The organism is Pseudomonas fluorescens (assembly GCF_002837185.1).
In the GTDB taxonomy this organism is placed as follows: Bacteria; Pseudomonadota; Gammaproteobacteria; order Pseudomonadales; family Pseudomonadaceae; genus Aquipseudomonas; species Aquipseudomonas fluorescens_AM.
The window spans coordinates 1-24,948 of record NZ_KZ478036.1 but is presented as its reverse complement, the minus strand read 5'-3'; the positions used below and the strand labels follow the sequence as shown (position 1 = coordinate 24,948).

The following is a 24,948-nucleotide window of genomic DNA, read 5'->3' as shown; positions in this document are numbered from 1 at the left end:
CCTACGACCGCCAAGGCAACCTCCTCAGCGTCGAAGACGGCCACTGGGCGCTGGCCTACGAGTACGACAAACAAAACCGCCTCACTGCCGAACATCAAGGCTGGGGCACCTTGCGCTACGGCTACGACGCCTGCGGGCAACTCCAGCATTTACGCCTGCCCGACAACAACCGCGTCACCTTCAACCACGACAAAGGCGGCCACCTGGCCACCGTCGAACTGAATGACAAGTTACTGACTTCCCACCTGTTCAGTGCCGGTCGCGAACACCAACGCCAACAAGGCCAACTGCTCAGCCACTACCACTACGACGACCAAAACCGCCTGCACGCCCACGCCATCACCCAACAGCAAAACCACCTCTATCAACGCCAATACGACTACGACAAAGCCGGCAACCTCACCCGCCTGCTCGATACCCGCAAAGGCGAACACCGTTACCGCTACGACCCGCTCCAGCGCCTGACCCGCGCAGATCATTCCCAGGACGTCCAGGAGCGCTTCGCCCACAACCCGGCGGGCAACCTGCTGATGCAAGACCGCCCCGGCCCGGACATCGTTGCTGGCAACCGCCTGATGATCCAGGGCGATCACCATTACGACTATGACGCTTTTGGAAATCTAATAAGAGAACGGCGTGGCAAGGGCCATTCACTCGTCACCGAATACCGCTACGACTGCCAGCACCGGCTGATTGGCGTCACCCAACCCAACGGCCAAACCGCGAGCTATCGCTATGACCCGTTTGGTCGCCGCATCAGCAAGACCCTCGAAGAGAAAACCACAGAGTTCTTCTGGCAAGGCGACAAGCTGATCGCCGAACACCACGCCGATCGCCATCGCAGCTACCTCTACGAACCGGACAGCTTCCGCCCACTGGCACTGTTGGAAGGCTTCGGCCCAGAAGAGACCAAGCCCTACCACTACCAACTCGACCACCTCGGCACACCGCAGGAACTTACAACGCCCGACGGCGAAATCGCCTGGTCCGCCCACTACCGCGCCTACGGCGAAATCAGCCGCCTCGACGTAGGCAAAATCGACAACCCTCTACGTTTCCAAGGTCAATACTACGACCAGGAAAGCGGCCTGCACTACAACCGCCATCGCTACTACCACCCGAATATCGGTCGTTACCTGACGCCGGACCCGGTGAAGCTGGCGGGTGGGGTCAATGCATACCAGTACGCACCGAATCCTACAGGGTGGGTTGATCCGCTGGGCCTTAGCTGTAAGGTTGGCACTTGTCCTGGCTCAAAAGTGAGCGACCCAACAAAAAAAACATCTAATAGCTTACTGAATTCGCACGAAAAAGCGGGCGGTCACCTGATCAGGAAACACGTAAAACAGACTGACTCTCAGTTGGTAGAAAGGCTTGAGGCGGAACCAAATATACCTGCCGCATCTACCTTCAAAACCTTAGACGATGCAGAAGCTCTAGTATCCAAAAGCTTGGCCTCGCGTAGCCAAGAAATATCAAAATTCCTAAAAGGAACGAAGGACAAGCACATTATTAGAGAACAATCGAGCCAACCCGTAGGATTGAGCGTTATAAGAGGCACGACAGAATCCATACCTGTTAATAAATTTTTGCTCGTTCTAATTCGAAAGCCCAAAATGCCAGATGGTTACCTTTTACTGACAGGATACCCAATAGAAAAATGAACAAACAACTAACTGAACTTCAACAATTTTTTGGAGCTTACTTTCATCAGGACTGGGTAGATGAACACGCCACAGCTGACGAGGTCATTGATAAATTTCTATTAGACTCATCCAGGGACATAATCATCACCGTAAAAAATGAAATTCTAGAGCTGATCGACTCCTATACAAACGAGTCCAATCTCTTGGGTAATTTGCTACATGAGCAGTACTGCTATTACTACTACCCAAACGAGTGGGCGTCAGGTCTACTATGGTTGAACCATATTTTGAAAAAATTCGACAATTATTTGCTCAATGAATAAATTCAGCGGATGCTCAAACAATAGAAATGATGACTGAAAAAACTGAAAGCGCGGGCTCATATGCTCGCGCTGTATCAAAGCGACAGTTGTGAAGCAGAGCGTCTAGCGTCGTCGCCCCACATGCCACAGGTGGGCTTAGTGGCCGCGCCCTTAAATTCCCACGGAGTACCCTCAAAGCATCGGCGCCAGCGAAGGTCTACCCAGTCGTTGGATACGCACTGAATTGAGTGCTAGAACAATTCATGGCCATTCTATCTCAGAGCAAGAATTTCGGAGACTAACCAAATGATCTCGTTAGACTTCCTAAAAGGCAAAATCACTTACGATGAGCTGTCCATGTTGGAAGATTGCGCGATTGAGCATCAAGCTCACTATCTGAAGGAGGACATGCTGCAGGTGGAGTATCCAGACGGTTTCCTCATAGATGTGGGCTGGTACCCTTCGTTCGACGCAAACGGCCACTTTCAAATCAGGGTTGTCAGGGACTATGAGTGGGACCTTCCAGCATTAACGCTGACTGCGCAATCAATTGACGCATTAAAAGAGGTACTGGTTCTCGCACAAGGGTCGATTAATACAGGACGTCAAAAAGAAGCCACTTCATTGATAGCCTGATCACACACTCAATTGATTGCCTTTCTGGACGCCTCTACCTGTGACGAGCAAGTTCGCTCGCCACAGGCAGGTTAAGCAAGCAGCGCCCTTAAATCCCCGCCAACGCCAAATCCATCGCAAAATACGTAAATATCAAATCCGCCCCCGCGCGCTTGATCGAGCCCAGGGTCTCGCGCACCACGCGATCCTCGTCAATCGCTCCGGCCTGTGCGCCAAACTTGATCATCGCGTACTCGCCGCTCACCTGATACGCCGCCACCGGCAGGCGTGAGGCTTCGCGGATGTCGCGGATGATGTCGAGGTAGGCGCCGGCCGGTTTGACCATCAGCGCATCGGCGCCTTCCTGCTCGTCGAGCAGCGATTCGCGTACGGCCTCACGGCGGTTCATCGGGTTCATCTGGTAGCTTTTGCGGTCGCCCTTGAGGGCGCTGCCGCCGGCTTCGCGGAACGGGCCGTAGAGGGCCGAGGCGAATTTGGTGGAGTAGGCCATGATCGGGATGTGGGTGAAACCGGCATCGTCCAGGGCGCGGCGGATGGCCTGGACCTGGCCGTCCATTGCCGCCGAAGGCGCGATGACGTCGGCACCGGCGCGGGCGGCGGCCACGGCTTGTTTGCCGAGGTTGACCAGGGTCGCGTCATTGTCGACGTGGGCGCCATGCATCACGCCGCAATGGCCGTGATCGGTGTACTCGCAGAAGCAGGTGTCGGACATCACAATCATTTCCGGCACGGCGTCCTTGATGATCGACGACATGCGCGAGACCAGGCCGCGCTCTTTCCAGGTGTCGCTGCCGCTGGCGTCCAGATGATGGGAAACGCCAAAGGTCATCACCGACTTGATGCCGGCACGGGCATAGCGCTCGATCTCGCCGGCCAGCTTTTTCTCAGGGATGCGCAACACGCCCGGCATGCTGGTGATCGGCACGAAGTCGTCGATTTCTTCTTCGACGAAAATCGGCAGCACCAGGTCGTTGAGCGTGAATTCGCTTTCCTGGAACAGGCCACGCAGCTCCGGAGAGCGGCGCAGGCGACGGGGGCGGGCTTGGGGGAACTGGCTGGTCATGGCTTTCCTGAAAAAGTGGCTGAAATCTTTGGGGCCAAAGCTTATGCCCCAAGCCCCGGCGGCACAAATGCCGAGGGGCCAACAGTGTATTGCGCGCCGCGTAACAATTGCATTGATCTAGAGCTGTAAATGCCCTTCGATGCAGACGGCTACGGCGCCGCCAACCCAGATTTCACTGCCCTGGCGCTCGATGCGAATGCGCCCCGCTCGTCCGATGGCGGTGCCCTGGCTGACCACGTAGCGCTCCGGCGCCAGGCCCTCGCTGAGCAACCATTGGGCAAGCCCGGCGTTCAAGCTGCCGGTGGCCGGATCTTCCTGAGCACCGTCGCCGGCGATGAAGGCGCGCACCTCAAACTGTGCGTCTTCCCCAGTGCCGGGCGCGATGACGCCGACCGCCAAGCCGAGCAACTGCGAGTAGTCAGGCTGCAGCGCCAGCACAGCCTGGCGATCAGCCAGCATCACCGCCAGCCAACCCGCGCCGTTATCCACCCACTGGCTGCGCACAATAGCGCCGGGCGCCAGGCCCAGCCCAACGCGCACACGCTCCAGCAGCGGCGCCTCGACAACGCCAGAATGCAACAGCGGTGGCGCGATGAACGCCAGTTCGTCGCCTTCGCGTCGAATGCGCACCAAACCGATTTCGCACTCCTGAATGATCTCTTGCCCACGCGCAATACCGCCTGCCTGCAACCACGCGTGGCAACTGCCCAAGGTCGGATGCCCGGCAAACGGCAGTTCCTGCATAGTTGTGAAAATTCTTACCCGGTAATCGGCTCGCGGGTCACGGGGCGTCAGCAAAAACGTGGTTTCGCTGAGGTTCGTCCACTTGGCGAAGTCGGCCATCTGCTGGTCCGTCAGGCTGTCGGCCCCGAGCACCACGGCAAGTGGGTTGCCTTTGAGCGGCACACGGCTGAAGACATCCAGTTGTTTGAAATCGAAAGTCGGCATGCTCAGCTCGGAATATTCAGGCCACGGATCACCGCTGGGCGTGCGACAAAGCCGTCCAACGCGCGCAGTACGTTAGGAAAATCGGCAATGCCCACCAAGTCGCCGGATTCGTAGAAGCCGATCAGGTTGCGAATCCAGGGGAAGATGGCGATGTCAGCGATGCTGTAATCGTCACCCATGATCCAGGTGCGGCCCAACAGGCGTTTTTCCAGCACGTGGAGCAAGCGCCGCGATTCGGCGGCATAACGGTCGCGCGGGCGCTTGTCTTCATAGGCCTTGCCGGCGAACTTGTTGAAGAACCCCAACTGGCCGAACATCGGGCCGATCCCGCCCATCTGGAACATCAGCCACTGGAGGGTTTCGTAGCGAGTGGCCGGATCTTCGGCGAGCAGCTGGCTGCTCTTCTCCGCCAGGTAAATCAGGATCGCGCCGGACTCGAACAACGCCAGCGGCTGCCCGCTGGGGCCATTGGGGTCAATGATTGCGGGGATCTTGTTATTGGGATTGAGCGACATGAACTCGGCGGACAACTGGTCCTGGGTATCAAAGCTGACCTTGTGCGCCTCATAAGGCAGCCCGAGCTCTTCGAGCATGATCGAGACCTTGACGCCATTGGGCGTAGGCAACGAATACAGCTGCAGGCGCTCCGGGTGCTGCGCGGGCCATTTGCTGTTGATCGGGAAAGCGGCGAGTGCGTTCATCGAGGAAATTCCTGAGCGGAAAATCCCCATGATAGTCATCTGCTCGGCGTCGTGCATACGTCATCATCGAGCAACATTGCCTGGCTAAAATCCCCGTGGGCGAACCAAAATGCCCGAATGCACTCTTAACTGCGCTTATCCGGTGAATGGAGGCACCTGGCTATACCGACATGGAACAACCTCAGACGCGCACCGCGCCAATGGGCCGGGCCTGTCAGCCTTAAACCGACGCAAGAAGACTCGAACCTAAATGAAGATCAAGCCTCTGCGCCTTGTGCAACACATCAAACGTTATTCATACATCATGTTACCGCTGCTGCTGGTCACCGCCGGTATTGTCACGGCACTGGATGCCCGTGAAAGCCGCGCGCAACCGGTGGACGGCGTGCAAACCCTGGTATTTCTGCGCCACGGCGAAAAACCTGCCGGAGGCCTGGGCCAACTCAATTGTCAGGGCCTGAACCGTGCGATGAACCTGGCCAGTGTATTGCCGGAAAAATTCGGCAAGGCCGATTTCGTGTTTGCCGCCAACCCGACGCGCAATGTCGAGGAAGGTGAGCTGGACAACTCCTACAGCTACATTCGCCCGCTGATGACCATCAGCCCCAGCGCAATCAAGCTGGGCCTGCCGGTCAACATCAAGTTCTCGGCAAACGACACCAGTGCCCTGGCCGACGAACTGGTCGAAGACAAGTACCACAACGCCACGATCTACACCGCCTGGTCCCACGGTTACCTGCCGGAGTTGATCAACAAAGTCGCCAGTGAAGCGGCTGGCGAAAAGCACACCATCACCGACGACTGGTCCGGCAGCGACTATGACTCGCTGTACGTGCTGACACTCACCTGGCACAACGGCAAGGCCTCGCTGCTCAGTCGCAACTACAAGCAGGGGCTCGATAATGGTGAGCAAACCTGCCCCAACCCGACCCAGGTCAGCGCAGATACCTGAAGGTTGAGCGTCAGACGCGTATGATGCTGCGCTATTGACTCATCGGCGGAACATCTTCATGTCCAACCTCTCTTCTGCCCAGCCCAACCGGGGCTGGTCGTTCTGGTGCAAACCTGCGCTGTTTCTCCTGGTGGCCTGCATCGGCCTCTACTACGTGAAATGGTCGCCCTACTACCTCAAGGCCTTTGTCGCGGCTGACAACCACAGCATCGGTGCCTCGATTCTCAATGATCAGCAAAGCTCGCCCCTCGCGGCGGCGCTGGCCTATGCCCAGGTGTATTTTCTGGCGATCTGGAAAGCCGCCGTGCTGGCGGTCATCCTGGGTTCGCTGCTGCAGGTGCTGATCCCTCGCGACTGGCTGTTGCGCCTGTTCGGCCGCGCCGGACTGGGCTCGACCCTGCGCGGCGGGCTGTTCGCCTTGCCGGGGATGATGTGCAGTTGCTGCGCGGCGCCGGTGGCGGCAGGCATGCGCCGTCAGCAGGTGTCGGTGGGCGCGGCCCTGGCGTTCTGGATTGCCAACCCGGCGCTGAACCCGGCCACGCTGGTGTTCATGGGCTTTGTGCTGGGTTGGGGCTTTACCGCGTTGCGCCTGGTGGCGGGGATAGTGCTGGTGGTGGGTGTGTCATTGATAGCGCAACGTATTGCACGCCCGGACCAGGTGCCGGAAGCAGCGCTGGAGGCCGTGGCCGAGGTCAGCACTGCTGAGTCCGAACCCTTCCTGACGCGCTGGTTACGGACGTTGTGGCAGCTGTTCTGGAGCACCATCCCGGTGTATATCCTCGCGGTGCTGATCCTCGGCGCGGCACGGGTCTGGCTGTTCCCCCATGTGGACGGGGCGATGGCCGACAGCCTTGTGTGGCTGGTTCCGCTGGCGATAGTCGGCACGTTATTCGTGATTCCTACGGCGGCCGAGATTCCCATCGTACAAACCATGATGACCCTGGGCATGGGCACCGGCCCGGCCGTCGCCTTGCTGATGACCCTGCCGAGCGTAAGCCTGCCGTCGCTGCTGATGCTGCGCAAGGATTTCGATGCGCGGGTGCTGGTGACGGTGGCCGGGCTGACCATGTTGATGGGAGTAGTGTGCGGGTTGATCGGGGCGGTGATTCTTTAGACGTTGAGTGGGCTGATGACCCTTTCGCGGGCTTGCCCGCGAAGGGGCCTTCGAACCTGCCAATCAACCGCGCCGAGCACCACGCTCACGCAAGTATTCCACCACCGCACCCTGCTCCCCGGCAAACTCGATCCGCGCCCCTTTGTTCTCGCGCTGAAACGCATACATCGGGTCGTAATACTCGCGCAACAAGCCTTCGATCCACACGCGGTGCAGGTCCACTGCCCCGCTGCGTGCCTGTTCCGCCAGGGCGTCCTGCAAAATCGCCTGCAGCCGCTGAAAGCGTTCGCCGCCCAGGCGCTTATGGATATTGGCAAGGCTTTGAGTCAGACGTTCGGCAAACAATGCCTGGCCATTTTCACCCAATACCTCAATGAACTCGGCGCACAGGTCGACCACATAATCGCGCAGGATGCGCTCGACGCGACCTTCAACGCTGTCTTCGAGCCATACCATCGGGAACGTCTGCATACCTTTGTGTAACGGCAGCGGCAGCGCGCAGCTGCCGATCATGCGGCTCTCGTCCTCGACCACGAACTGTTCGATGCCCGCCGCGCGTTTTTTGAGCACGTCCACCGCGAGGCGGTTTTCGAAGTCGATATTGGAAGGCTGCGTCGTGGCGCGCTTGCCGAAGCTGGAGCCGCGATGGTTGGCATGGCCTTCCAGGTCCAGGGCGTTGCGTAACTGACCGAGCACTTCGGTCTTGCCGGTGCCGGTCATGCCGCCGAGCAGAACAAAATCACATTGGGCAGTCGCCTGGTCCAGCGTATCCAGTAGGAAAGTACGCATGGCCTTGTAGCCACCACCGATACGCGGGTACTCGATACCCGCTTCGGTTTTCAGCCATTGCTGCACAATCTGCGAGCGCAACCCGCCGCGAAAGCAGTACAGGTAGCCCTGTGGATTGGCCTGGGCGAACTGTGCCCATTGCTCGATACGCTCGGCCTTGACCGTCCCCGACACCAGCTCATGGCCCAGAACAATTGCGGCGTGCTGGCCTTGCTGCTTGTAGCAGGTGCCGACCCGCTGGCGCTCTTCGTCGGTCATCAACGGCAGGTTGACCACGCCGGGGAACGCGCCCTTGGTGAACTCGACCGGCGCGCGGGTATCCATCATCGGCCGGTCGTTGAGGAAGATGTCGCGGTAATCGGTGATATCCGTTGCCATCAAATCACCTCTACCGCGTGTGTCTGTCGCTCAAGCAGTTCGCCAATGGACTCGAGGGCCAGGCCCAGTTCAGCGGCCACCGCGTGGAACTCGGCGTCGCCTTCGGGCGTGACGGCGATCAGCAAGCCACCGCTGGTTTGCGGATCGCACAGCACGCGCTTGTGCAATTCCTGCACACGCCCGACCTTGCTGGCGTAGCTGTCGAAGTTGCGCAAGGTGCCACCGGGTACGCAGCCCTGGTCCAGGTAGTACTCGACGCCTGGCAGGCGTGGGACTTTTGCATATTCGATGCGGGCGGTGAGGCCGCTGCCGTCGGCCATTTCCACCAGATGTCCGAGCAAGCCGAAACCGGTGACATCGGTCATGGCAGTCACCCCGGCCAGCTTGCCGAAGCGGCTACCGGGTTTGTTGAGGGTACACATCCAGTCGCGGGCCAGGCCGATGTCGGCCTCGCGCAACTTGCCCTTCTTTTCGGCGGTAGTGAGGATGCCGATACCCAAGGGTTTGGTCAGGTACAGCTTGCACCCTGCGGTGGCGGTGTCGTTGCGTTTCATATGGCGCTTTTGCACGATGCCGGTCACGGCCAGGCCGAAGATCGGTTCCGGCGCGTCGATGGAGTGCCCACCCGCCAGGGGGATGCCGGCGGCATCGCATACCGCGCGACCGCCACGAATGACTTCGCGGGCAACTTCCGGAGCCAGCACGTTCACCGGCCAGCCAAGAATGGCGATGGCCATCAACGGGTCGCCGCCCATGGCGTAGATGTCGCTGATGGCATTGGTGGCAGCGATGCGGCCGAAGTCGAAGGGGTCGTCGACAATCGGCATGAAAAAGTCCGTGGTGGATACCACGCCGCGTTCATCGTCGATGGCGTACACCGCCGCATCATCGCGTGAAGCGTTGCCCACCCAGAGGTTGGGATCGAGGTTTTGTGCGCCACTGCCGGCCAGAATCACCTCCAGCACCTGAGGCGAGATCTTGCAACCGCAACCTGCACCATGGCTGTACTGCGTAAGTCGAATCTGCTCGCTCATGGAAAACCTCTGACTATCGTGTAGGAGAATTCTACCAGATAGCCAAAAGCCAACCGTGCTCCAATGAACACGGCCGGCTTTTCAGATCAAGCGTTACTGCCGGGCAGCGAGCAAACGCGCGTGCCGGTTACGTCGGGCAATGTTCAGGCATTCGATCGCCGCCGAGAACGCCATGGCTGCATACACGTAGCCTTTTGGCACATGGGCGCCGAAGCCTTCGGCGATCAGCGTCATGCCGATCATGATCAGGAAACCCAGGGCCAGCATCACCACGGTCGGGTTGTCGTTGATGAACTTGGCCAAGGGTTCGGCCGCCACCAGCATCACGATCACCGAGGTCACCACGGCAATGATCATGATCGGCAAGTGTTCGGTCATGCCCACTGCCGTGATGATGCTGTCGATGGAGAACACCAGGTCGAGCAGCAGGATCTGCCCGATGGCGGCAGCAAAGCCTATGGCGACCGTATTGCCAACGCTGGTTTTCTCTTCGGGCGCCGGGTCCATGCTGTGGTGGATCTCGGTGGTTGCCTTCCACACCAGGAACAGACCACCGGCGATCAGGATCATGTCCTTCCACGAAAAGGCCTGGCCGAACACTTCGAACACCGGCGCCGTCAGTTGCACGATAAAGGCGATGGTGCTCAGCAGGCCCAGGCGCAATATCAGCGCCATGCTGATGCCAATGCGCCGCGCCTTGGCCCGATGCTGCTCAGGCAGCTTGTTGGTGAGGATCGAGATGAAGATCAGGTTATCGATGCCCAGCACGATTTCCATGACGATCAAGGTGGCCAGCGCGATCCACGCGGTGGGGCTGGCGGCCAGTTGTAAAAGATAATCCATAGGTCAGTCCTGACGTTGTGCTGGGAAATTAGGTTTCTTGGGTGTTCGATTCAGCGTCTTTTTCTGCCTGATCATCCTTTTTCTGCGGACTGATCAGGCCTTGGGTCGCTTCACTCAATGCCTGTTCGGCGGCCTTCTGGGTGTCATCGATGGCTTGCTTGGCCGATTCGGTGGCCTTGCCCAACACCTGCTGCGCGCTTTTCTCGACCTGATCACAACCGCTGATCACCACCAATGAAAGCGCAAGCAGCGACGCCGCGCCCAGGGAATTGAGTTTCATGATGTATTCCTCGTTAGAACCCTTGGGGCCAAATAGTGGCCCCGCGATAGCGAGGCATTCTATGCAGGTGAACAGTTCAGGAAAATTCGTATTTTTCTGACGTATACTTCGTTTTTTACGAAGTGTAGACGGCGATGCTCAATTATCGACAGTTACATTATTTCTGGGTGGTGGCGAAGACGGGCAGCATCGTGCGCGCCTGCGAACAACTGAACCTCACGCCCCAAACCATCAGCGGGCAGATCAGCCTGTTGGAACAGACCTTTGGCATCGACCTGTTTCAGCGGGTGGGGCGCCAGTTGGAGCTGACCGAAGCCGGGCGCCAGGCCCTGCCCTACGCCGAGCAGATGTTCCAGACCGGGAATGAGTTGGAGGCGATGCTGCGCGCGCAACCCAATGAGCAGCAGATTGTGTTTCGCGTCGGGGTGGCGGATGTGGTGCCCAAGTCCATCGTGTACCGCCTGATCGCTCCCACCATGGAGCTGAGCGAACCGCTGCGCATCACGTGCCGTGAAGACAAACTCGAACGGTTATTGGCCGACCTGGCGATCCAGCGCCTGGACCTGGTGATTTCCGACAGCCCGATGCCTACTCACCTGGACATCAAGGGCTACAGCCAGAAGCTGGGGGAATGTGGCATCAGTTTTTTTGCCACTCATGCGTTGGCCGAGCGCCATGGCGGCGCGTTCCCTGAATGTTTGCACGGCGCACCGTTGTTGATCCCCGGCGCGGAGACAGTGGTGCGCAGCCGTTTGCAGCGCTGGTTTGCCGATCAGCAGATCCAACCCAGGATCATCGGCGAGTTCGACGACAGCGCCTTGATGCAGGCATTCGGCCAGTCCGGCAGCGGCATCTTTATCGCCCCCAGCGTGATCGCCGATGAAGTGGTGCGCCAGTACGGCGTGGCACTGATCGGCCAGACCGACGCGGTGACCGAATCCTTCTACGCCATCTCGGTGGAGCGCAAGGTCAAGCACCCCGGCATCGTGGCGATTACCGAAGGCGCCCGACGCGAACTGTTTACCGCCCTGCCCTGAACACACGGTGGGAGCGAGTTGGCAAATCTGACGGTGCCGGTGACGGAATGACGCAGCAAACGGGACTCGTCCTACAGCATGCTAGACTTCGCGCCTGCTTCCTACAGTACTTTCTCCCTGCAATGCTGTGCCCACTAAAAAAACTAGAGACAATCGTTTATGACTGCTGCCCCTTCACTGCTGCAACGTTTAATGCGCGTCAGCCTGGTCACCCAAATCATCATCGGCCTGATCGCTGGCATTGTGCTGGCCCTGTTGCTGCCAGAGGCCGCCAAGGCCACCGGCTTTATCGGTAAAGTATTCGTCACGGCCCTGAAGGCCGTCGCGCCGATCCTGGTGTTCGTACTGGTGATGGCGTCTATTGCCAATCATAAACACGGTCAGGAAACCCATATCCGACCGATCCTGTTCCTGTATTTACTGGGTACCTTTGCCGCTGCCGTGGTCGCAGTGGTTGCCAGCATGATGTTCCCATCTTCCCTGGTCCTGGCTACCCATGACGCCACCGTAAGCGCCCCCGGCGGTATCGGCGAGGTGCTGCAAAGCCTGCTGCTCAGCGTGGTGGATAACCCGGTCAGCGCACTGATGAATGCCAACTTCATTGGCATCCTGGCCTGGGCCATTGGCATGGGCATTGCCATTCGCCAAGCAGGCGACACCACCCGCACGGTGCTCGACGACCTGTCCAACGGCGTAACGCTGATCGTACGCGTAGTGATCCGCTTCGCCCCGCTGGGGATCTTCGGCCTGGTCGCCTCGACCCTGGCCACCTCCGGCTTCGGCGCCCTGCTCGGCTATGCCCATCTGCTGGTGGTACTGATCGGCTGCATGCTGTTCGTGGCGCTGGTGATCAACCCGGCCATCGTTTTCTGGAAACTGCGCCGTAACCCTTACCCGCTGGTGTTGCTGTGCCTGCGCGAAAGCGGTATCACCGCGTTCTTCACCCGCAGCTCGGCGGCCAATATTCCGGTGAACCTGGCGTTGAGCAAACGCCTGGGCCTGCATGAAGACACGTATTCGGTGTCGATCCCACTCGGCGCCACGATCAACATGGCCGGTGCGGCAATCACGATCACTGTACTGACCCTGGCGGCCGTGCATACCCTGGGCATCGCCGTAGACCTGCCCACCGCCGTGCTGCTCAGTGTGGTCGCGGCCATCTGTGCCTGTGGAGCATCGGGGGTGGCCGGCGGCTCGCTGCTGCTGATTCCGCTGGCGTGCAGCCTGTTCGGCATTCCGAGTGAAATTGCCATGCAGGTGGTGGCTGTCGGCTTCATCATCGGCGTGTTGCAGGACTCGGCGGAAACCGCGCTCAACTCGTCCACCGATGTGTTGTTCACCGCAGCGGCGTGTTTGGACAAGGATGCACAGCCGGCTTAGACACCGGCAATAAAAAAGCCCGGGACCGTTCGTTGAAGAACGCTCCCGGGCTTTTTTGTGGGTGCTTAGAAAGCGCCCATGTAATCACGCTTGCCCACTTCGACGCCGTTGTGACGCAACAACGCGTAAGCGGTGGTGACGTGGAAGAAGAACTGCGGCAGGCCGTAGGTCAGCAGGTAGGACTGGCCGCTGAAGCGCTTCTCTTTCGGGGTGCCCGGGCGAGTGACGATCTCGATGCCTTCCTTGCCGTCGATTTGCTCAGGCTTGATGGTGTCGACGAAGGCCAGCACTTTGGCGATCAACGCTTGCAGGTCGGCGAAGGTGACTTCGCTGTCTTCGTACTTGGGCACTTCAATCTCGGCCAGGCGTGCGCTGACACCTTTGGCGAAGTCCACGGCGATCTGTACCTGACGCACCAGTTGGAACATGTCCGGGAACAGACGCGCCTGCAGCAAGGCGTTCGGCTCGATGTTTTTGGCGCTGGCGTGGGCTTCGGCTTTGTTCAGCACATCGCTCAGGGCGTTGAGCATTTGCTTGAAGACTGGGATAGAAGCGGCATACAGGGAAATAGTCATGTCAGTCTCACGGTAATGGCAGGGTTGGAACCAGCGGCGATTATAGCCATGCCTGCCGCTTGTCTTTTATTTTTTCCGGCTTAGGCTAGGGGATTCACTGCATAGGGAACGCGCGATGACCGCCGAGCACGACACCGACACCCCTGAGCCGCGCCTGAACAGCACGGAAATCCGCGTCCTGGGCTGCCTGATCGAGAAACAGGCCACCAACCCGGAGACCTACCCCCTGACCCTTAACGCCCTGGTGCTGGCCTGTAACCAGAAGACCAGCCGCGAACCGGTGACCAACCTCAGCCAGGGCCAGGTTGGCCAAAGCTTGCGCGTGCTCGAAGGCCAGGGTTTTACCCGGCTGGTCATGGGCAGCCGCGCCGACCGCTGGGAACACCGCGTCGACAAAGCGCTTGAACTGGTACCGGCGCAGGTGATCCTGATCGGGCTGCTGTTCCTGCGCGGGCCGCAGACGGTCAACGAGTTGCTGACGCGCAGCGGGCGCATGCATGACTTTGAAGACGCCGAGCAAGTGGTGCATCAACTGGAACGTCTGATTGGCCGCGGTTTGGCGGTGTTGGTGCCACGCCAGGCGGGGCAGCGCGAGGATCGGTATACCCATGCGCTGGGCGACCCGGCGGATATCGAAGCGATTATTGCGGCGCGCGCAAATCCGGTGGAGCGTGGCGGCGGGGCTGTCTCAATGGAGCGCATTGAAGAGCTGGAAGCGCGGATTGCGGCGCTGGAAGAACGCCTGACACAGTTGGAACAGGCCTGACGAGATTCAACCCTGCGCGAATGCCAGTCAGTTAAGCGTACACCACCGTCTGTAGGAGCGAGCTTGCTCGCGAAAAACGTCAACGATCACGCGTGTTTTCTGAATGAACGCGGTGCCAGTGAGTTTTTCGCGAGCAAGCTCGCTCCTACAGGGCGTCAGCTCCGGGCGAAGGCCACCGCCGCCTCGAACTGCTCCTGCGTAGGACGCACGCCGGTATACAGCACAAACTGCTCCAGCGCCTGGATCGCAATCACTTCAAGCCCGGTAATCACCCGCTTGTTCTTGGCACGCGCACGCACAATCAAGGGCGTTTCAGCGGGGATCGCGACGACATCGAACACCGTCTCGGCGTTATCCACCGCATCGGCCGCAAATGCCAGCTGATTCGCTTGCGCCCCGCCGGTCATGCCAATCGGCGTCACATTAACCAGCATCTGCGGACGTAACTCGCCCAGTTCAGCCTGCCATGCATACCCCAGGTTCTGCGCCAGGGCCCTGCCCGCCGCTTCGTTGCGCGCCACGATCACACCATTGGCGTAACCGCCATCACGCAAGGCACTGGCCACGGCCTTGGCCATGCCGCCACTGCCACGCAGGGCGAAGCTCGAACCTTGGGGTACCTGATGCTTTTTCAGCAGTTGCTCAACGGCGATGTAATCGGTGTTGTAGGCCTTGAGACGGCCGTCGGTGTTGACGATGGTGTTCAGCGAATCGATGGCTTGAACCGAATCGTCAAGTTCGTCCACTAAAGCGATGGCAGCTTCCTTGAACGGCATGGACACGCCACAGCCGCGAATACCCAGCGCTCGTATGCCGCCGATCGCGCCAGGCAAGTCCTGGCTGCTGAAGGCCTTATAGTAGAAATTCAGGCCCAACTGCTCATACAGATGGTTGTGGAAACGCAGGCCGAAATTTCCAGGACGCGCCGACAGTGACATGCACAGCCGGGTGTCCTTATTGGGGTGCATCTGCATGGGTAGCTCCTTGAAGTAAGCAAATCGGTACAGACCTTACACAACCTTTACCTATTGGCTGTGCTGTTTTTCAGAAATACGTTGTCTTAAAAGTATCCCCGCGACAATCCTTGAGTCTATTGATTGCAGACCACAAGCGCAGGGGCTAACCGAGGAAAGATCATGATGCGTAAAGTCCCCAGGATTGCTTTGCTTATTGGCGCACTCGCTATGGCAGGCCAAGCTTCCGCTCACGGTGGTGGGTGGGGCGGCCCGGCCGTGTTGGGTGCGCTTGTCGGTGCAGCCGTCGTCGGCTCCGTGGTTGCCAGCCAGCCTCGTGAGGTCTACGTACAGCAACAACCGGTGTACGTGCAGCCGCAGCCGGTGTATGCCGCTCCACCGCCGGTCTACTACGCACCGCCGCCGCCAGTGTATGTGCAGCAACAGGTTTATTACCGCCCGGCACCCGTCTATTACGGCCCGCCACGGGGCTATGGCTACTATGGCCCGCCCCACGGCTACTATCGCCACGGCTGGTAACCGTCCATCGGTGCACATGCAACAGGCCTCGCCCACACGCGGGGCCTTTTTTTGCCGCAAAGTCTGTATTTATCCTGCCAAGGTCGTTGTGAGGACAATGCTTGAGCGCCGATCCCACATCATCAGGTTGGGATCGCCTCTTGATCGCCCCCTACGAACGCTGTCATGTTTGTGTCACCAAGCCGTTTCAGTATCGATTCTGTCCACTCAATAACAATTAAGGACGATTGACCATGCCCACGCAAAATCCGCACCGCACCGCTGGCCTCTGTACGTCCAGCAAGGTCTACAGCGCCCTGACCGAACTCAAGCACCTGGAAGGCCACCGCAGCGCAAAGTTCCTGGCATTGCTGGCTGAAAGCCTGGTGCGCAAAGGCTTGCTCAGCGAACAGGAAGTGGTGCACATGCTCGATCAGGTGGTGGATTGACGTCTGGCGTTGATGTCGACTATCGAGCCAGGTGATTTTTCCTCGGCGCCGGCGCACCGTAAGGTGACCTCCATAACGTTTGGAGGTACTTATGCCCACTGTTCAGATCATGTCCGTCATCGGCAGCGCCGTTCCCGCCCCTCTTCGCAAGCTGGGCCTGCTCGCCTGCTGGTACGTGGTCAGCGATGGCGAGCCCATCAGCGGCCCGCTCACCTCGTTATCCGATGCCCAGATGCAACGCCAGCTGGCAGCCGGCTACAGGCTTGAAGCCTAGGGCAGCGGCAGCTTGACACGCGGCTTGGTTTCGACAAACAACGCCCAGCAGGACATGAACAGCGCCGCGACCAGCGGCCCGATCACGAAACCATTCAGGCCAAACACCGACAGCCCGCCCAGGGTCGAGATCAGGATCAGGTAATCCGGCATCTTGGTGTCTTTGCCCACCAGAATCGGGCGCAGCACATTGTCCACCAGGCCGATCACGAACACGCCGAACAACGCCAGCACAACGCCCTGCCAGATCGAACCGCTCAACAGGAAGTAAGCGGCCACCGGCCCCCAGACAATCCCGGCGCCCACCGCAGGCAGCAGCGACAGAAACGCCATCAATACCGCCCAGAGCAACGCGCTGGGAATATCCAGGAACCAGAAGATCAAGCCCCCCAGCGCACCTTGGGTCACGGCTACCAGCACGTTGCCCTTGACCGTGGCCCGCACCACCCGGTTGAACTTGAGTTGCAGGCGACGCTTTTGCGGCTCGGCCAACGGCACCGCCGTGCGCACCTTGCGGACCAGCTCCGGGCCGTCGCGCAGCAGGAAAAACAGCAGGTACAGCATGATGAAGAAGCTCACCAGGAAATCGAACGTGCCCTGGCCGAAGCTGAACGCCTGGGAAGCGAAGAACTGGCTGCCCTGCATCGCGCCCTTGACCACCTTCTCGCGCAGGCCTTCCAGGTTGCCCATGCCAAAACGGTCCAGCAGGTGCTGGAAATACGGCGGCAGGAAATGCTTGAACTGCTCGATATAACCGGCCACATCCAACTTGCCGCTTTCGACGTTCTTATAGAGCGTGGCGCCCTCTTGCACCAGCAAGGCGCTGGTAATGATCACCGGCAAAATCGCGATCACCAGGCACACCAACAAGGTGGTCAGGGAGGTCAGGTTGCGGTTCCAGCCAAAGCGCTGTTGCAGGCGGCGCTGCATGGGCGCGAAGATGATGCCGAGGATTACCGCCCAGAACACCGCGCCGTAGAACGGCAGCAATATCCAGATAAAGGCGACAGTGACCAGGGCCAGGAGTAACAGCAAGGTCTTGAATTGCAGATTGGTTTGATTCATGTCCGATCCATGTCAAAAAAGCACGGGGCCGGTGTCGGCCCTGTTGCTTAGTCCGCAGCGCAACCTGGGAGTGCCCTGGTTTATCGAACAAGCATAGATCGGCTTAACCAGACGTGGATCAATGCATCGCGCCCTGCCCTGCACTACCCTCGCGCTTTTTTTGCGACGTACGCACCATGCCCCCGATAATCGCCCCCGAACTGCTCGCTCCCGCCGGCACATTGAAGAACATGCGTTACGCCTTCGCTTATGGCGCCGATGCGGTGTACGCCGGCCAGCCGCGCTACAGCCTGCGCGTGCGCAACAATGAATTCGACCACGCCAACCTGGCCCTCGGGATCCAGGAGGCCCAATCACAGGGCAAGCGCTTCTACGTGGTGGTGAACATTGCGCCGCACAACGCCAAGTTGAAGACCTTCCTCAAGGACCTGACGCCCGTGGTCGCCATGGGCCCGGATGCGCTGATCATGTCTGACCCGGGGCTGATCATGCTGGTGCGCCGGCATTTTCCGCAGATGCCGATTCACTTGTCGGTGCAAGCCAACACCGTCAACTGGGCCAGCGTGGAGTTCTGGCAGCAACAGGGCATCTGCCGGGTGATCCTGTCGCGGGAGCTGTCCCTGGAAGAAATCGGTGAGATTGGCCAGCAGGTGCCGGCCATGGAGCTGGAGGTGTTTGTGCATGGCGCCCTGTGCATGGCCTATTCCGGGCGGTGCCTGCTGTCGGGCTATATGAACAGGCGCGACGCCAACCAGGGTACCTGCACCAATGCGTGCCGCTGGAAGTACCAGGCCAGCGCGGCGGTGGAAAATGCCACGGGTGAGATCGTCCAGGCCGTTGAACCGACGCTGGGCCTCGGTACGCCGACCGACCAGGTATTCCTGTTGCAGGAAGCCCATCGCCCCGATGAACAGATGCCCGCGTTCGAAGACGAGCACGGCACCTACATCATGAACGCCAAGGACTTGCGCGCCGTGCAGCATGTGGAGCGCCTGACCCAGATGGGCGTGCATTCGCTGAAGATCGAAGGCCGCACCAAATCGCACTTCTATTGCGCGCGCACCACCCAGGTGTATCGCCGGGCAATCGATGATGCGGTGGCCGGTCGCGCCTTTGACCGCCGCTTGATGACCGACCTCGAATCCCTGGCCCAACGCGGTTACACCGAAGGCTTTCTGCGCCGCCATGTGCACGATGAATACCAGAACTACCAGCACGGCAGCTCCGTCTCCGAGCGTCAGCAGTTTGTCGGTGAACTGACCGGCGAACGCCGGGGCGAGCTGGCCGAGGTCAAGGTGAAGAACCGCTTCGCCGTGGGCAATCATCTGGAATTGATGACGCCGGCCGGCAACTTCCACTTTGACCTGGCCTCGTTGCATAACGCAAAGGGCGACGCCATCGAGGTAGCGCCGGGGGACGGGCACACGGTGTACGTGCCCTTGCCGGCCGAGGCGGGCCTGGATTTTGGCCTGTTGATGCGCGATCTGTGAACGATCAAATCCTGAACTGACCCACCAACTGCCCCAGGCGCTGCCCCAGATCCGCCAGGCTGCGGGACGTCTGGGCGCCGAGTTGGGTTTCATCGGCCACGCTGTCTACCGCCGCGGCAATCTGGTGCACGCTGCGGTTGATTTCCTCGGCCACGGCGGTTTGCTCTTCGGCGGCGCTGGCGATCTGCGCGTTCATGGAGTTGATGGTGCCGATCAACTGGGCCATGGTGTCCAGCGATGCCCCGGCCTGGTTGGCCTGGGACGAAGTGCCGTCACCGGCATCGCTGGAGCGGCGCATGGCATCCACGGCAGCCTCGGTGCCTTTTTGCAGGCGGTCGATCATGCCCTGGATTTCCTGGGTGCTGGTCTGGGTGCGGCTGGCCAGGGCGCGCACTTCATCGGCAACCACGGCAAAGCCCCGCCCGGCCTCACCGGCGCGCGCAGCTTCAATCGCTGCGTTCAAAGCCAGCAGGTTGGTTTGTTCGGCAATCGAGCGGATCACGCCAAGCACGCTGACAATCGAAGACACGTCCTGCTGCAGACTGTCGAGGGACACCCCGCTGCTGCGGATATCGTTCACCAGCGCATGGATCTGCGCGATGCTGCCGTCCACTACGCGCTTGGCGGCCTGGCCCTCGGCATCGGTCTGCTGCGCGGCAACGGCAGCGCCCTGGGCACTGCGCGCCACTTCATGGGCGGCGGACGACATCTGATTGATCGCGGTGGCGACCTGGTCGGTTTCGTGACGCTGGCGTTCCATGGCGGTTTCCGAACGCTGGGCTTGCTCGGACACCTGGCTCACCAGGCCGGTGAGTTGCGCGGTCATTTCGGTGATCTGGCGGACCAGCCCGTGGACCTTGTCGACAAACCGGTTGAACGCGCCAGCCAGGTCGCCGAGTTCGTCCTGGCTGGTAATGGCCAGGCGGCGCGTCAGATCACCTTCGCCGGCGGCGATATCGTCCAGGTTGGCTTTCATCAGGCTCAGTGGGCGCAGGATCGTGTTGGCCACCAACAGGCCGACGGCGGCGATCACCAACAACACCACGGCCGCCACACCGAGGATGCTCAACAGCACGCCCTCCATGCGCTCGTGGACCTTGGCCTCGACCACCGCGACCTGGGCTTCGATCCCATCGAGGTTGACCGAGGTACCGATGACCATGTCCCACTTGGGCAGGTATTCGGTGTAGCCGAGCTTGGGCACCAGCTCGGTCTGGCCGGGCTGGGTCGAGCTGTATTGCAGGTAGTGGGTGCCGTCCTTGCCGACGTTGACCAGGTCGCGGTTGACGTAGACGCCGTTGGGGTCGCGGTTGTCCTTGAAGCTCTTGCCCACGCCGTCCGGACTGTTGCCCTTGAACAGACGGATGGTCTCGGAATCGTAGCCGAAAAAGTAGCCGTCCTTGCCGTAGCTGGTGCTGGACAGCAACTTGACCACCTGCGCCCGCGCCACCGTATCACCGGGGGCAGCGGCGTCGTAAAGCGGCTTGATGGTGGTCATGGCCACCTCGACATACCCTTTCAGGGTGGCCTTGGCGTCGTTGAGCAGGCGCTGGCGGGTTTCATCCACTTCGTTGCGCGCCTGGCCCTGCAGCATCCACACAGTGGTCAGGCTGATGACCAGGGCGAACAGCAGCACCGGCACGACGGCAAGGGACAGGACTTTGGCCTTGAGGCTCAGACGCATGGCTTTTCTCTCTTATTAGGGGCGACTTGAGAGGTTAGCGGCCAAATGCGTGATTTCTGTAGGAGCGAGCTTGCTCGCGAAGGTCGTCAACGATAACGCGTGCAGTCTGGATGAACGCGTTATCTGGGCGTTTTTCGCGAGCAAGCTCGCTCCTACAGTGAGGTGAGGGAGCTGATGTCAGAGCGTCATCGCCGCCAGCCAGCCAAACGCCAGCAGCGGTAGGTTGTAATGCAGGAAAGTCGGCACCACGGTGTCCCAGATATGATGGTGCTGGCCGTCGATATTCAGGCCGGAGGTCGGACCGAGGGTGGAATCGGAGGCCGGTGAACCGGCGTCGCCCAACGCGCCGGCGGTGCCGACGATGCACACGATCGCCACCGGGCTGAAGCCCAGTTGCACACACAACGGCACGAAAATCGCGGCCAGGATCGGCACCGTGGAAAACGACGAACCGATGCCCATGGTCACCAACAGCCCCACCAGCAGCATCAACAGCGCCCCTACTCCACGGCTATGGCCGATGAACGCCGCCGAGGTTTCCACCAGGGAGCGCACATCACCGGTGGCCTTGAGCACTTCGGCAAAGCCCGACGAGGCGATCATGATGAAGCCGATCATCGCCATCATCTTCATGCCTTCGGTGAACAGGTCATCGGTCTCGCGCCAGCGCACGATGCCCGACACCGAGAAAATCAGGAACCCGGCCAACGCACCGATGATCATCGAGTCCAGCCACAGTTGAATGATGAACGCCGAGGCAATCGCCAGGCCGGCCACCAGCAGGGTCAACGGGTTGTACTGCACCGCCACCTGCTCGACACGCTCGATTTTCTCCAGGTCGTACACGCGTTTTTTGCGATAGCTGATAAACACCGCCACCAGCAGCCCGACCACCATGCCCAGCGCGGGCAGGCTCATGGCATGGGTCACGTTGACCTGGCTGATGTCCACGCCGCTCTTGGCCACGTTGGCCAGCAGGATCTGGTTGAGGAAGATATTACCGAAGCCCACCGGCAGGAACATGTACGGCGTGATCAAGCCGAACGTCATGACGCAAGCGATCAGGCGGCGATCCAGTTGCAGCTTGGTCAGCACATATAGCAACGGCGGCACCAGCAGCGGGATGAACGCGATGTGAATCGGCAGGATGTTCTGTGAAGCGATCGCCACCGCCCAGAGCAGGCCGATCAGCAACCATTTGACGTGGTTGCCGCCGCTGGCTTCCTGGCGATCGACCAGCAACAGCGCTTTGTCCGCCAGGGCATGGGCCAGGCCGGACTTGGCAATCGCCACCGCGAAAGCGCCGAGCAAGGCGTAGGACAAAGCCACCGTCGCACCGCCACCCAAGCCGCTGTTAAACGCCTTGAGCGTGGCGTCGATCCCCAACCCCCCGGTCAAGCCGCCCACCAGGGCGCCCACAATAATGGCGATGACCACATGCACACGGGACAGGCTGAGCACCAGCATGGTGCCGACTGCGGCGATAACAGCGTTAATCATGGTTACCTCAAGACAGAAACATAAAAGACAGGCATGCCCCCGCCGCAGCGGCCATTGAAGGCGCTGCCGGCGTACGGGCTCAAAGAGGTCTTATTAGAGGGCGCGCACTTTGCAGCAGCCGGCCGGCCATGTCAAAAAGCTGTGACCCTGGGCAGGTTTAAATTGACTGTTTGAATAAAGAAAAAACGCGCGCAGCCGATAACGGTTTTTCTATGTGTATTCAGGTAAGGATGTCCCGATGTCGCTCAGGCAGCTCTCCATTCAATGGAAAATCACCCTGCTCGCGGGCCTTTGCCTGCTGGGAATCGTGACCCTGCTGGTGGGTCTTTCGCTGTATCGCATGGCGCAGAGTTCCGAGCAGGTCAAGGCTTCGAGCATGCAGATGCTCGATGAAGCCGCCCAGGCGCGTATCGAGGCTCAAGGTGAAGTGCAGGCGCTGGGCATTCGCCAGCAGTTCATGGATGCCTACCAATACGGCCATGGGTTTTCGCGTCAAGTGCTGTTTTTGCGCGAGCAGGCGGAAAAACGCTTTCTGGATGCTTTCGACACCCGCGAAGACCTGACCCGTCAAGTTCGCGCCGCACTGCAGGCCAACCCCGACCTGCTGGGTTTGTCCCTGGTGTTCGAAGCCAATGCGCTGGATGGCAAGGATGAACTGTTCGCCAACCAGGCGGAACTGGGCAGTAACGACAAAGGCCGCTTCGCCCTGTACTGGTCGCAACCGACGCCCGGCAAAATCACCTCCATGGCGCTGCCCGAAAGCGACATGACCGACACGTCCGTCAGCCCCAGCGGCGAAAAAGCCAACGCCTGGTTCACCTGCCCGCGCACCACCCTCAAGCCTTGCGTGATCGAACCTTACTTTTATGTGATCGACGGGCAGAACGTGCTGATGACCAGCATTGTCTTCCCGCTGATGGTCAACGGCAAAGTCATTGCCTCGTTATCAGTGGACATCAATCTCGACAGCTTGCAGGCCGTGAGCCAACAGGCCAGCCAGAAGCTCTACGACGGCCAGACCCTGGTCAGCATTCTGAGCCCGACCGGCTTGCTCGCCGGCTACAGCGCGGACGCCAGCAAGCTCAGCCAACGCCTGGACCAGGTCGACCCCGCCAGCGGCGCACAGCTGATCAGTGCCCTGGCGAGCGGCACCGAGATCCGCAGCCTGCGCACCGATCACCAGCTTAAAGTGCTGGCGCCCTTTGCACCGATCCCGGGCGGCAAACCCTGGGGCGTGCTGCTGGACGTACCGCAAAAAGTCCTGGTGGCGCCGGCCGAGGCGCTCAAAGCCCAGTTGGACGCCGACAATGCCCGTGGCACCCTGCTCGAACTCGGCCTGGGCCTGCTGGCCGCCGTGATCGGTTTGATCCTGGTGTGGCTGATGGCACGCAGTGTGACCCGGCCGATCCTCGGCGTGGCGCATATGCTCGAGGATATCGCCAGCGGCGAAGGCGACCTGACCCGCCGCCTGGCCTACGACAAACAGGACGAACTGGGCCAACTGGCCGGCTGGTTCAACCGTTTCCTCGACAAGCTGCAGCCGATCATCGCCGAGGTCAAACGCTCGGTGCAGGACGCCCGTGGCACAGCCGACCAATCCGCCGCGATTGCCAGCGAAACCAGCGCCGGCATGGAGCAGCAGTATCGCCAGGTTGACCAAGTGGCCACGGCCTCCCACGAAATGAGCGCCACCGCCCAGGACGTCGCCCGCAGCGCAGCCCAGGCTGCGCAAGCGGCTCGCGATGCCGACCAGTCCACCCGCGACGGCCTGACCGTGATCGATCAGACCACCAGCAACATCGGCTTGCTGGCGGCTGACATGAGCACTGCCATGGCCCAGGTTGAGGGCCTGGCGGGCAACAGCGAAAAAATCGGCTCGGTGTTGGAAGTGATTCGTGGCATCGCCGAGCAGACCAACCTGCTGGCGCTCAATGCGGCCATCGAGGCCGCCCGTGCCGGTGAGGCCGGCCGGGGTTTTGCCGTGGTGGCCGACGAAGTGCGCAACCTGGCACGGCGCACCCAGGAGTCGGTGGAAGAAACCCGCGTGGTGATCGAGCAATTGCAAAGCGGCACCCAGGAAGTCGTCGGTGCCATGGGCAACAGCTATCGTCAGGCTCAAGGCAGTGTCGAGCAGGTCGGCCAGGCGGTCACCGCGCTGCGCCAGATCGGTGACGCCGTCACCGTGATCAGCGACATGAACCTGCAAATCGCCAGCGCCGCCGAAGAGCAAAGCGCGGTGGCCGAGGAGATCAACAACAACGTGGCGACGATTCGCGACGTGACCGAGTCGCTGTCGGAACAGGCCAATGAATCGGCGCGGGTGAGCCGGGCGTTGAACAGTCTGGCGAATCAGCAGCAGGGGCTGATGGATCAGTTCCGGGTGTAACGACTCTGGTCCTGGCGCAGGTTCAATGTGGGAGGGGGCATTGCCGTCTGTAGGAGCGAGCCGCTCTTGATCTTGATCTTAGGCGCCCCGTTAAACCACGCTGGCCGAACGCAGGCTTGAATCCGTGGGCAACCCGGCAGGACGCCGGGTTAGCCGCCCCGCGCCATGGATGGCGCGTGGCGGCG

At 60.3% G+C, this 24,948-nt stretch carries 25 protein-coding genes and 2 pseudogenes; 14 read left to right on the top strand and 13 right to left on the bottom strand.

All coding sequences use genetic code 11. The annotated features are described in order from the left end of the window. The 3 genes from CIB54_RS26395 to CIB54_RS26385 form a co-directional block, all read left to right on the top strand. A partial coding sequence (locus tag CIB54_RS26395; RefSeq protein ID WP_198557223.1) for an RHS repeat-associated core domain-containing protein occupies positions 1-1,664 on the top strand: 1,664 nt, incomplete at its 5' end. After that, positions 1,661-1,969 (top strand): contact-dependent growth inhibition system immunity protein, encoded by a 309-nt coding sequence (locus tag CIB54_RS26390; RefSeq protein WP_101221400.1) that lies wholly within the window; start codon positions 1,661-1,663, stop codon positions 1,967-1,969. The genes CIB54_RS26395 and CIB54_RS26390, both read left to right, overlap by 4 nt. Before the next feature lie 285 nt (positions 1,970-2,254). Beyond that, the gene (locus tag CIB54_RS26385; RefSeq protein ID WP_101221399.1) at positions 2,255-2,584 is read left to right on the top strand and encodes a hypothetical protein; all 330 of its coding nucleotides are present in this window, start codon (positions 2,255-2,257) and stop codon (positions 2,582-2,584) included. 88 nt (positions 2,585-2,672) lie between these two features. Here CIB54_RS26385 and hemB read toward each other — a convergent pair whose 3' ends face one another. From hemB to CIB54_RS26370, 3 genes are all read right to left on the bottom strand, one after another. Then, the gene (hemB, locus tag CIB54_RS26380) at positions 2,673-3,647 is read right to left on the bottom strand and encodes a porphobilinogen synthase (RefSeq protein ID WP_016977356.1); all 975 of its coding nucleotides are present in this window, start codon (positions 3,645-3,647) and stop codon (positions 2,673-2,675) included. Positions 3,648-3,764: 117 nt separating this feature from the next. Further along, positions 3,765-4,595, bottom strand: coding sequence for a PhzF family phenazine biosynthesis protein (locus tag CIB54_RS26375; protein WP_101221398.1), 831 nt, complete (start codon positions 4,593-4,595; stop codon positions 3,765-3,767). A 2-nt stretch (positions 4,596-4,597) separates the two neighbouring features. Next, entirely contained in the window at positions 4,598-5,296 is a 699-nt protein-coding gene (locus tag CIB54_RS26370; RefSeq protein WP_101221397.1) for a glutathione S-transferase N-terminal domain-containing protein, read from the bottom strand. A 250-nt stretch (positions 5,297-5,546) separates the two neighbouring features. Here CIB54_RS26370 and CIB54_RS26365 point away from each other — a divergent pair, with 250 nt between their 5' ends. Together CIB54_RS26365 and CIB54_RS26360 are read left to right on the top strand one after the other, a co-directional pair. Then, a complete protein-coding gene (locus tag CIB54_RS26365; RefSeq protein ID WP_065952273.1) occupies positions 5,547-6,248 on the top strand; it encodes a histidine phosphatase family protein in 702 nt (233 codons plus the stop codon). A 58-nt stretch (positions 6,249-6,306) separates the two neighbouring features. Further along, positions 6,307-7,362 carry a permease gene (locus CIB54_RS26360; protein ID WP_101221396.1) on the top strand — a complete coding sequence of 352 codons (1,056 nt, stop codon included), beginning with the start codon at positions 6,307-6,309 and terminating at the stop codon, positions 7,360-7,362. Positions 7,363-7,425: 63 nt separating this feature from the next. On the opposite strand, the gene mnmH is transcribed toward CIB54_RS26360, so the two are convergent. From mnmH to CIB54_RS26340, 4 genes are all read right to left on the bottom strand, one after another. Further along, on the bottom strand, positions 7,426-8,529 hold the full coding sequence (gene mnmH / locus CIB54_RS26355; RefSeq protein WP_101221395.1) for a tRNA 2-selenouridine(34) synthase MnmH: 1,104 nt from the start codon (positions 8,527-8,529) through the stop codon (positions 7,426-7,428). Then, the gene (selD, locus tag CIB54_RS26350; protein WP_065952276.1) at positions 8,529-9,563 is read right to left on the bottom strand and encodes a selenide, water dikinase SelD; all 1,035 of its coding nucleotides are present in this window, start codon (positions 9,561-9,563) and stop codon (positions 8,529-8,531) included. Before selD ends, mnmH begins: the two co-directional genes overlap by 1 nt. 93 nt (positions 9,564-9,656) lie before the next feature. Then, positions 9,657-10,406 carry a TerC family protein gene (locus CIB54_RS26345; RefSeq protein WP_065952277.1) on the bottom strand — a complete coding sequence of 250 codons (750 nt, stop codon included), beginning with the start codon at positions 10,404-10,406 and terminating at the stop codon, positions 9,657-9,659. Between the two features lie 28 nt (positions 10,407-10,434). Continuing rightward, positions 10,435-10,686 (bottom strand): hypothetical protein, encoded by a 252-nt coding sequence (locus CIB54_RS26340; protein ID WP_065952278.1) that lies wholly within the window; start codon positions 10,684-10,686, stop codon positions 10,435-10,437. A gap of 134 nt (positions 10,687-10,820) precedes the next feature. Between CIB54_RS26340 and nhaR the strand changes: the two genes are divergently transcribed. Both nhaR and sstT read left to right on the top strand, forming a co-directional pair. Continuing rightward, entirely contained in the window at positions 10,821-11,723 is a 903-nt protein-coding gene (gene nhaR, locus CIB54_RS26335; RefSeq protein ID WP_065952279.1) for a transcriptional activator NhaR, read from the top strand. A gap of 159 nt (positions 11,724-11,882) precedes the next feature. Beyond that, on the top strand, positions 11,883-13,103 hold the full coding sequence (gene sstT, locus CIB54_RS26330; RefSeq protein ID WP_101221394.1) for a serine/threonine transporter SstT: 1,221 nt from the start codon (positions 11,883-11,885) through the stop codon (positions 13,101-13,103). Between the two features lie 65 nt (positions 13,104-13,168). Here the strand turns inward: sstT and CIB54_RS26325 are convergent, their stop codons facing one another. Further along, positions 13,169-13,678 carry a DUF1993 domain-containing protein gene (locus CIB54_RS26325; RefSeq protein WP_057726249.1) on the bottom strand — a complete coding sequence of 170 codons (510 nt, stop codon included), beginning with the start codon at positions 13,676-13,678 and terminating at the stop codon, positions 13,169-13,171. A 115-nt stretch (positions 13,679-13,793) separates the two neighbouring features. Here CIB54_RS26325 and CIB54_RS26320 point away from each other — a divergent pair, with 115 nt between their 5' ends. Further along, positions 13,794-14,444: a YceH family protein gene (locus CIB54_RS26320; RefSeq protein ID WP_101221393.1), complete on the top strand. Its 651-nt coding sequence runs from the start codon at positions 13,794-13,796 to the stop codon at positions 14,442-14,444. 155 nt (positions 14,445-14,599) lie between these two features. Here the strand turns inward: CIB54_RS26320 and CIB54_RS26315 are convergent, their stop codons facing one another. Then, positions 14,600-15,418, bottom strand: a complete 819-nt coding sequence (locus CIB54_RS26315) for a shikimate 5-dehydrogenase (protein WP_101221392.1) — start codon at positions 15,416-15,418, stop codon at positions 14,600-14,602. A gap of 165 nt (positions 15,419-15,583) precedes the next feature. On the opposite strand from CIB54_RS26315, the gene CIB54_RS26310 reads away from it, so the two are divergent. The 3 genes from CIB54_RS26310 (at position 15,584) to CIB54_RS26300 (ending at position 16,639) form a co-directional block, all read left to right on the top strand. Next, positions 15,584-15,937, top strand: coding sequence for a hypothetical protein (locus CIB54_RS26310; RefSeq protein WP_065952329.1), 354 nt, complete (start codon positions 15,584-15,586; stop codon positions 15,935-15,937). 233 nt (positions 15,938-16,170) lie between these two features. Then, on the top strand, positions 16,171-16,365 hold the full coding sequence (locus tag CIB54_RS26305) for a hypothetical protein (protein ID WP_057726255.1): 195 nt from the start codon (positions 16,171-16,173) through the stop codon (positions 16,363-16,365). Between the two features lie 91 nt (positions 16,366-16,456). Further along, the gene (locus CIB54_RS26300) at positions 16,457-16,639 is read left to right on the top strand and encodes a hypothetical protein (RefSeq protein WP_065952283.1); all 183 of its coding nucleotides are present in this window, start codon (positions 16,457-16,459) and stop codon (positions 16,637-16,639) included. Here the strand turns inward: CIB54_RS26300 and CIB54_RS26295 are convergent. After that, positions 16,636-17,703, bottom strand: a complete 1,068-nt coding sequence (locus CIB54_RS26295) for an AI-2E family transporter (RefSeq protein ID WP_065884058.1) — start codon at positions 17,701-17,703, stop codon at positions 16,636-16,638. The two genes, CIB54_RS26300 and CIB54_RS26295, sit on opposite strands and share 4 nt — an antisense overlap. A 176-nt stretch (positions 17,704-17,879) precedes the next feature. On the opposite strand from CIB54_RS26295, the gene yegQ reads away from it, so the two are divergent. After that, positions 17,880-19,193 carry a prephenate-dependent tRNA uridine(34) hydroxylase TrhP gene (gene yegQ / locus CIB54_RS26290; RefSeq protein ID WP_101221391.1) on the top strand — a complete coding sequence of 438 codons (1,314 nt, stop codon included), beginning with the start codon at positions 17,880-17,882 and terminating at the stop codon, positions 19,191-19,193. Between the two features lie 4 nt (positions 19,194-19,197). Here yegQ and CIB54_RS28115 read toward each other — a convergent pair whose 3' ends face one another. From CIB54_RS28115 to CIB54_RS26280, 3 genes and pseudogenes are all read right to left on the bottom strand, one after another. Continuing rightward, complete coding sequence (locus CIB54_RS28115; protein ID WP_420094174.1) at positions 19,198-19,953, bottom strand: methyl-accepting chemotaxis protein; 756 nt, start codon at positions 19,951-19,953, stop codon at positions 19,198-19,200. A 102-nt stretch (positions 19,954-20,055) separates the two neighbouring features. Next, a pseudogene (locus CIB54_RS28110) lies at positions 20,056-20,787 on the bottom strand (cache domain-containing protein); the annotation flags it as partial. A gap of 267 nt (positions 20,788-21,054) precedes the next feature. Then, positions 21,055-22,374, bottom strand: a complete 1,320-nt coding sequence (locus tag CIB54_RS26280) for a Na+/H+ antiporter family protein (RefSeq protein ID WP_191951263.1) — start codon at positions 22,372-22,374, stop codon at positions 21,055-21,057. Between the two features lie 241 nt (positions 22,375-22,615). On the opposite strand from CIB54_RS26280, the pseudogene CIB54_RS28105 reads away from it, so the two are divergent. Together CIB54_RS28105 and CIB54_RS28100 are read left to right on the top strand one after the other, a co-directional pair. Then, positions 22,616-23,905, top strand: a pseudogene (locus CIB54_RS28105) (HAMP domain-containing protein); the annotation flags it as partial. A gap of 102 nt (positions 23,906-24,007) precedes the next feature. Continuing rightward, on the top strand, positions 24,008-24,763 hold the full coding sequence (locus tag CIB54_RS28100; RefSeq protein WP_371914528.1) for a methyl-accepting chemotaxis protein: 756 nt from the start codon (positions 24,008-24,010) through the stop codon (positions 24,761-24,763). The last annotated feature ends 185 nt before the right edge of the window (positions 24,764-24,948 follow it).

Coding starts and splice junctions, on each gene's coding strand:
- CIB54_RS26360 (WP_101221396.1), top strand. CDS start 6,307: ATGTCCAACCTCTCTTCTGCCCAGCCCAACCGGGGCTGGTCGTTCTGG.
- yegQ (WP_101221391.1), top strand. CDS start 17,880: ATGCCCCCGATAATCGCCCCCGAACTGCTCGCTCCCGCCGGCACATTG.
- CIB54_RS28100 (WP_371914528.1), top strand. CDS start 24,008: ATGGAGCAGCAGTATCGCCAGGTTGACCAAGTGGCCACGGCCTCCCAC.
- CIB54_RS26325 (WP_057726249.1), bottom strand. CDS start 13,678: ATGACTATTTCCCTGTATGCCGCTTCTATCCCAGTCTTCAAGCAAATG.
- CIB54_RS26315 (WP_101221392.1), bottom strand. CDS start 15,418: ATGCAGATGCACCCCAATAAGGACACCCGGCTGTGCATGTCACTGTCG.
- CIB54_RS28115 (WP_420094174.1), bottom strand. CDS start 19,953: ATGGAACGCCAGCGTCACGAAACCGACCAGGTCGCCACCGCGATCAAT.
- CIB54_RS26305 (WP_057726255.1), top strand. CDS start 16,171: ATGCCCACGCAAAATCCGCACCGCACCGCTGGCCTCTGTACGTCCAGC.
- CIB54_RS26345 (WP_065952277.1), bottom strand. CDS start 10,406: ATGGATTATCTTTTACAACTGGCCGCCAGCCCCACCGCGTGGATCGCG.
- CIB54_RS26370 (WP_101221397.1), bottom strand. CDS start 5,296: ATGAACGCACTCGCCGCTTTCCCGATCAACAGCAAATGGCCCGCGCAG.
- CIB54_RS26385 (WP_101221399.1), top strand. CDS start 2,255: ATGATCTCGTTAGACTTCCTAAAAGGCAAAATCACTTACGATGAGCTG.
- CIB54_RS26375 (WP_101221398.1), bottom strand. CDS start 4,595: ATGCCGACTTTCGATTTCAAACAACTGGATGTCTTCAGCCGTGTGCCG.
- hemB (WP_016977356.1), bottom strand. CDS start 3,647: ATGACCAGCCAGTTCCCCCAAGCCCGCCCCCGTCGCCTGCGCCGCTCT.
- CIB54_RS26320 (WP_101221393.1), top strand. CDS start 13,794: ATGACCGCCGAGCACGACACCGACACCCCTGAGCCGCGCCTGAACAGC.
- nhaR (WP_065952279.1), top strand. CDS start 10,821: ATGCTCAATTATCGACAGTTACATTATTTCTGGGTGGTGGCGAAGACG.
- sstT (WP_101221394.1), top strand. CDS start 11,883: ATGACTGCTGCCCCTTCACTGCTGCAACGTTTAATGCGCGTCAGCCTG.
- CIB54_RS26365 (WP_065952273.1), top strand. CDS start 5,547: ATGAAGATCAAGCCTCTGCGCCTTGTGCAACACATCAAACGTTATTCA.
- selD (WP_065952276.1), bottom strand. CDS start 9,563: ATGAGCGAGCAGATTCGACTTACGCAGTACAGCCATGGTGCAGGTTGC.
- CIB54_RS26310 (WP_065952329.1), top strand. CDS start 15,584: ATGCGTAAAGTCCCCAGGATTGCTTTGCTTATTGGCGCACTCGCTATG.
- CIB54_RS26390 (WP_101221400.1), top strand. CDS start 1,661: ATGAACAAACAACTAACTGAACTTCAACAATTTTTTGGAGCTTACTTT.
- CIB54_RS26295 (WP_065884058.1), bottom strand. CDS start 17,703: ATGAATCAAACCAATCTGCAATTCAAGACCTTGCTGTTACTCCTGGCC.
- mnmH (WP_101221395.1), bottom strand. CDS start 8,529: ATGGCAACGGATATCACCGATTACCGCGACATCTTCCTCAACGACCGG.
- CIB54_RS26300 (WP_065952283.1), top strand. CDS start 16,457: ATGCCCACTGTTCAGATCATGTCCGTCATCGGCAGCGCCGTTCCCGCC.
- CIB54_RS26340 (WP_065952278.1), bottom strand. CDS start 10,686: ATGAAACTCAATTCCCTGGGCGCGGCGTCGCTGCTTGCGCTTTCATTG.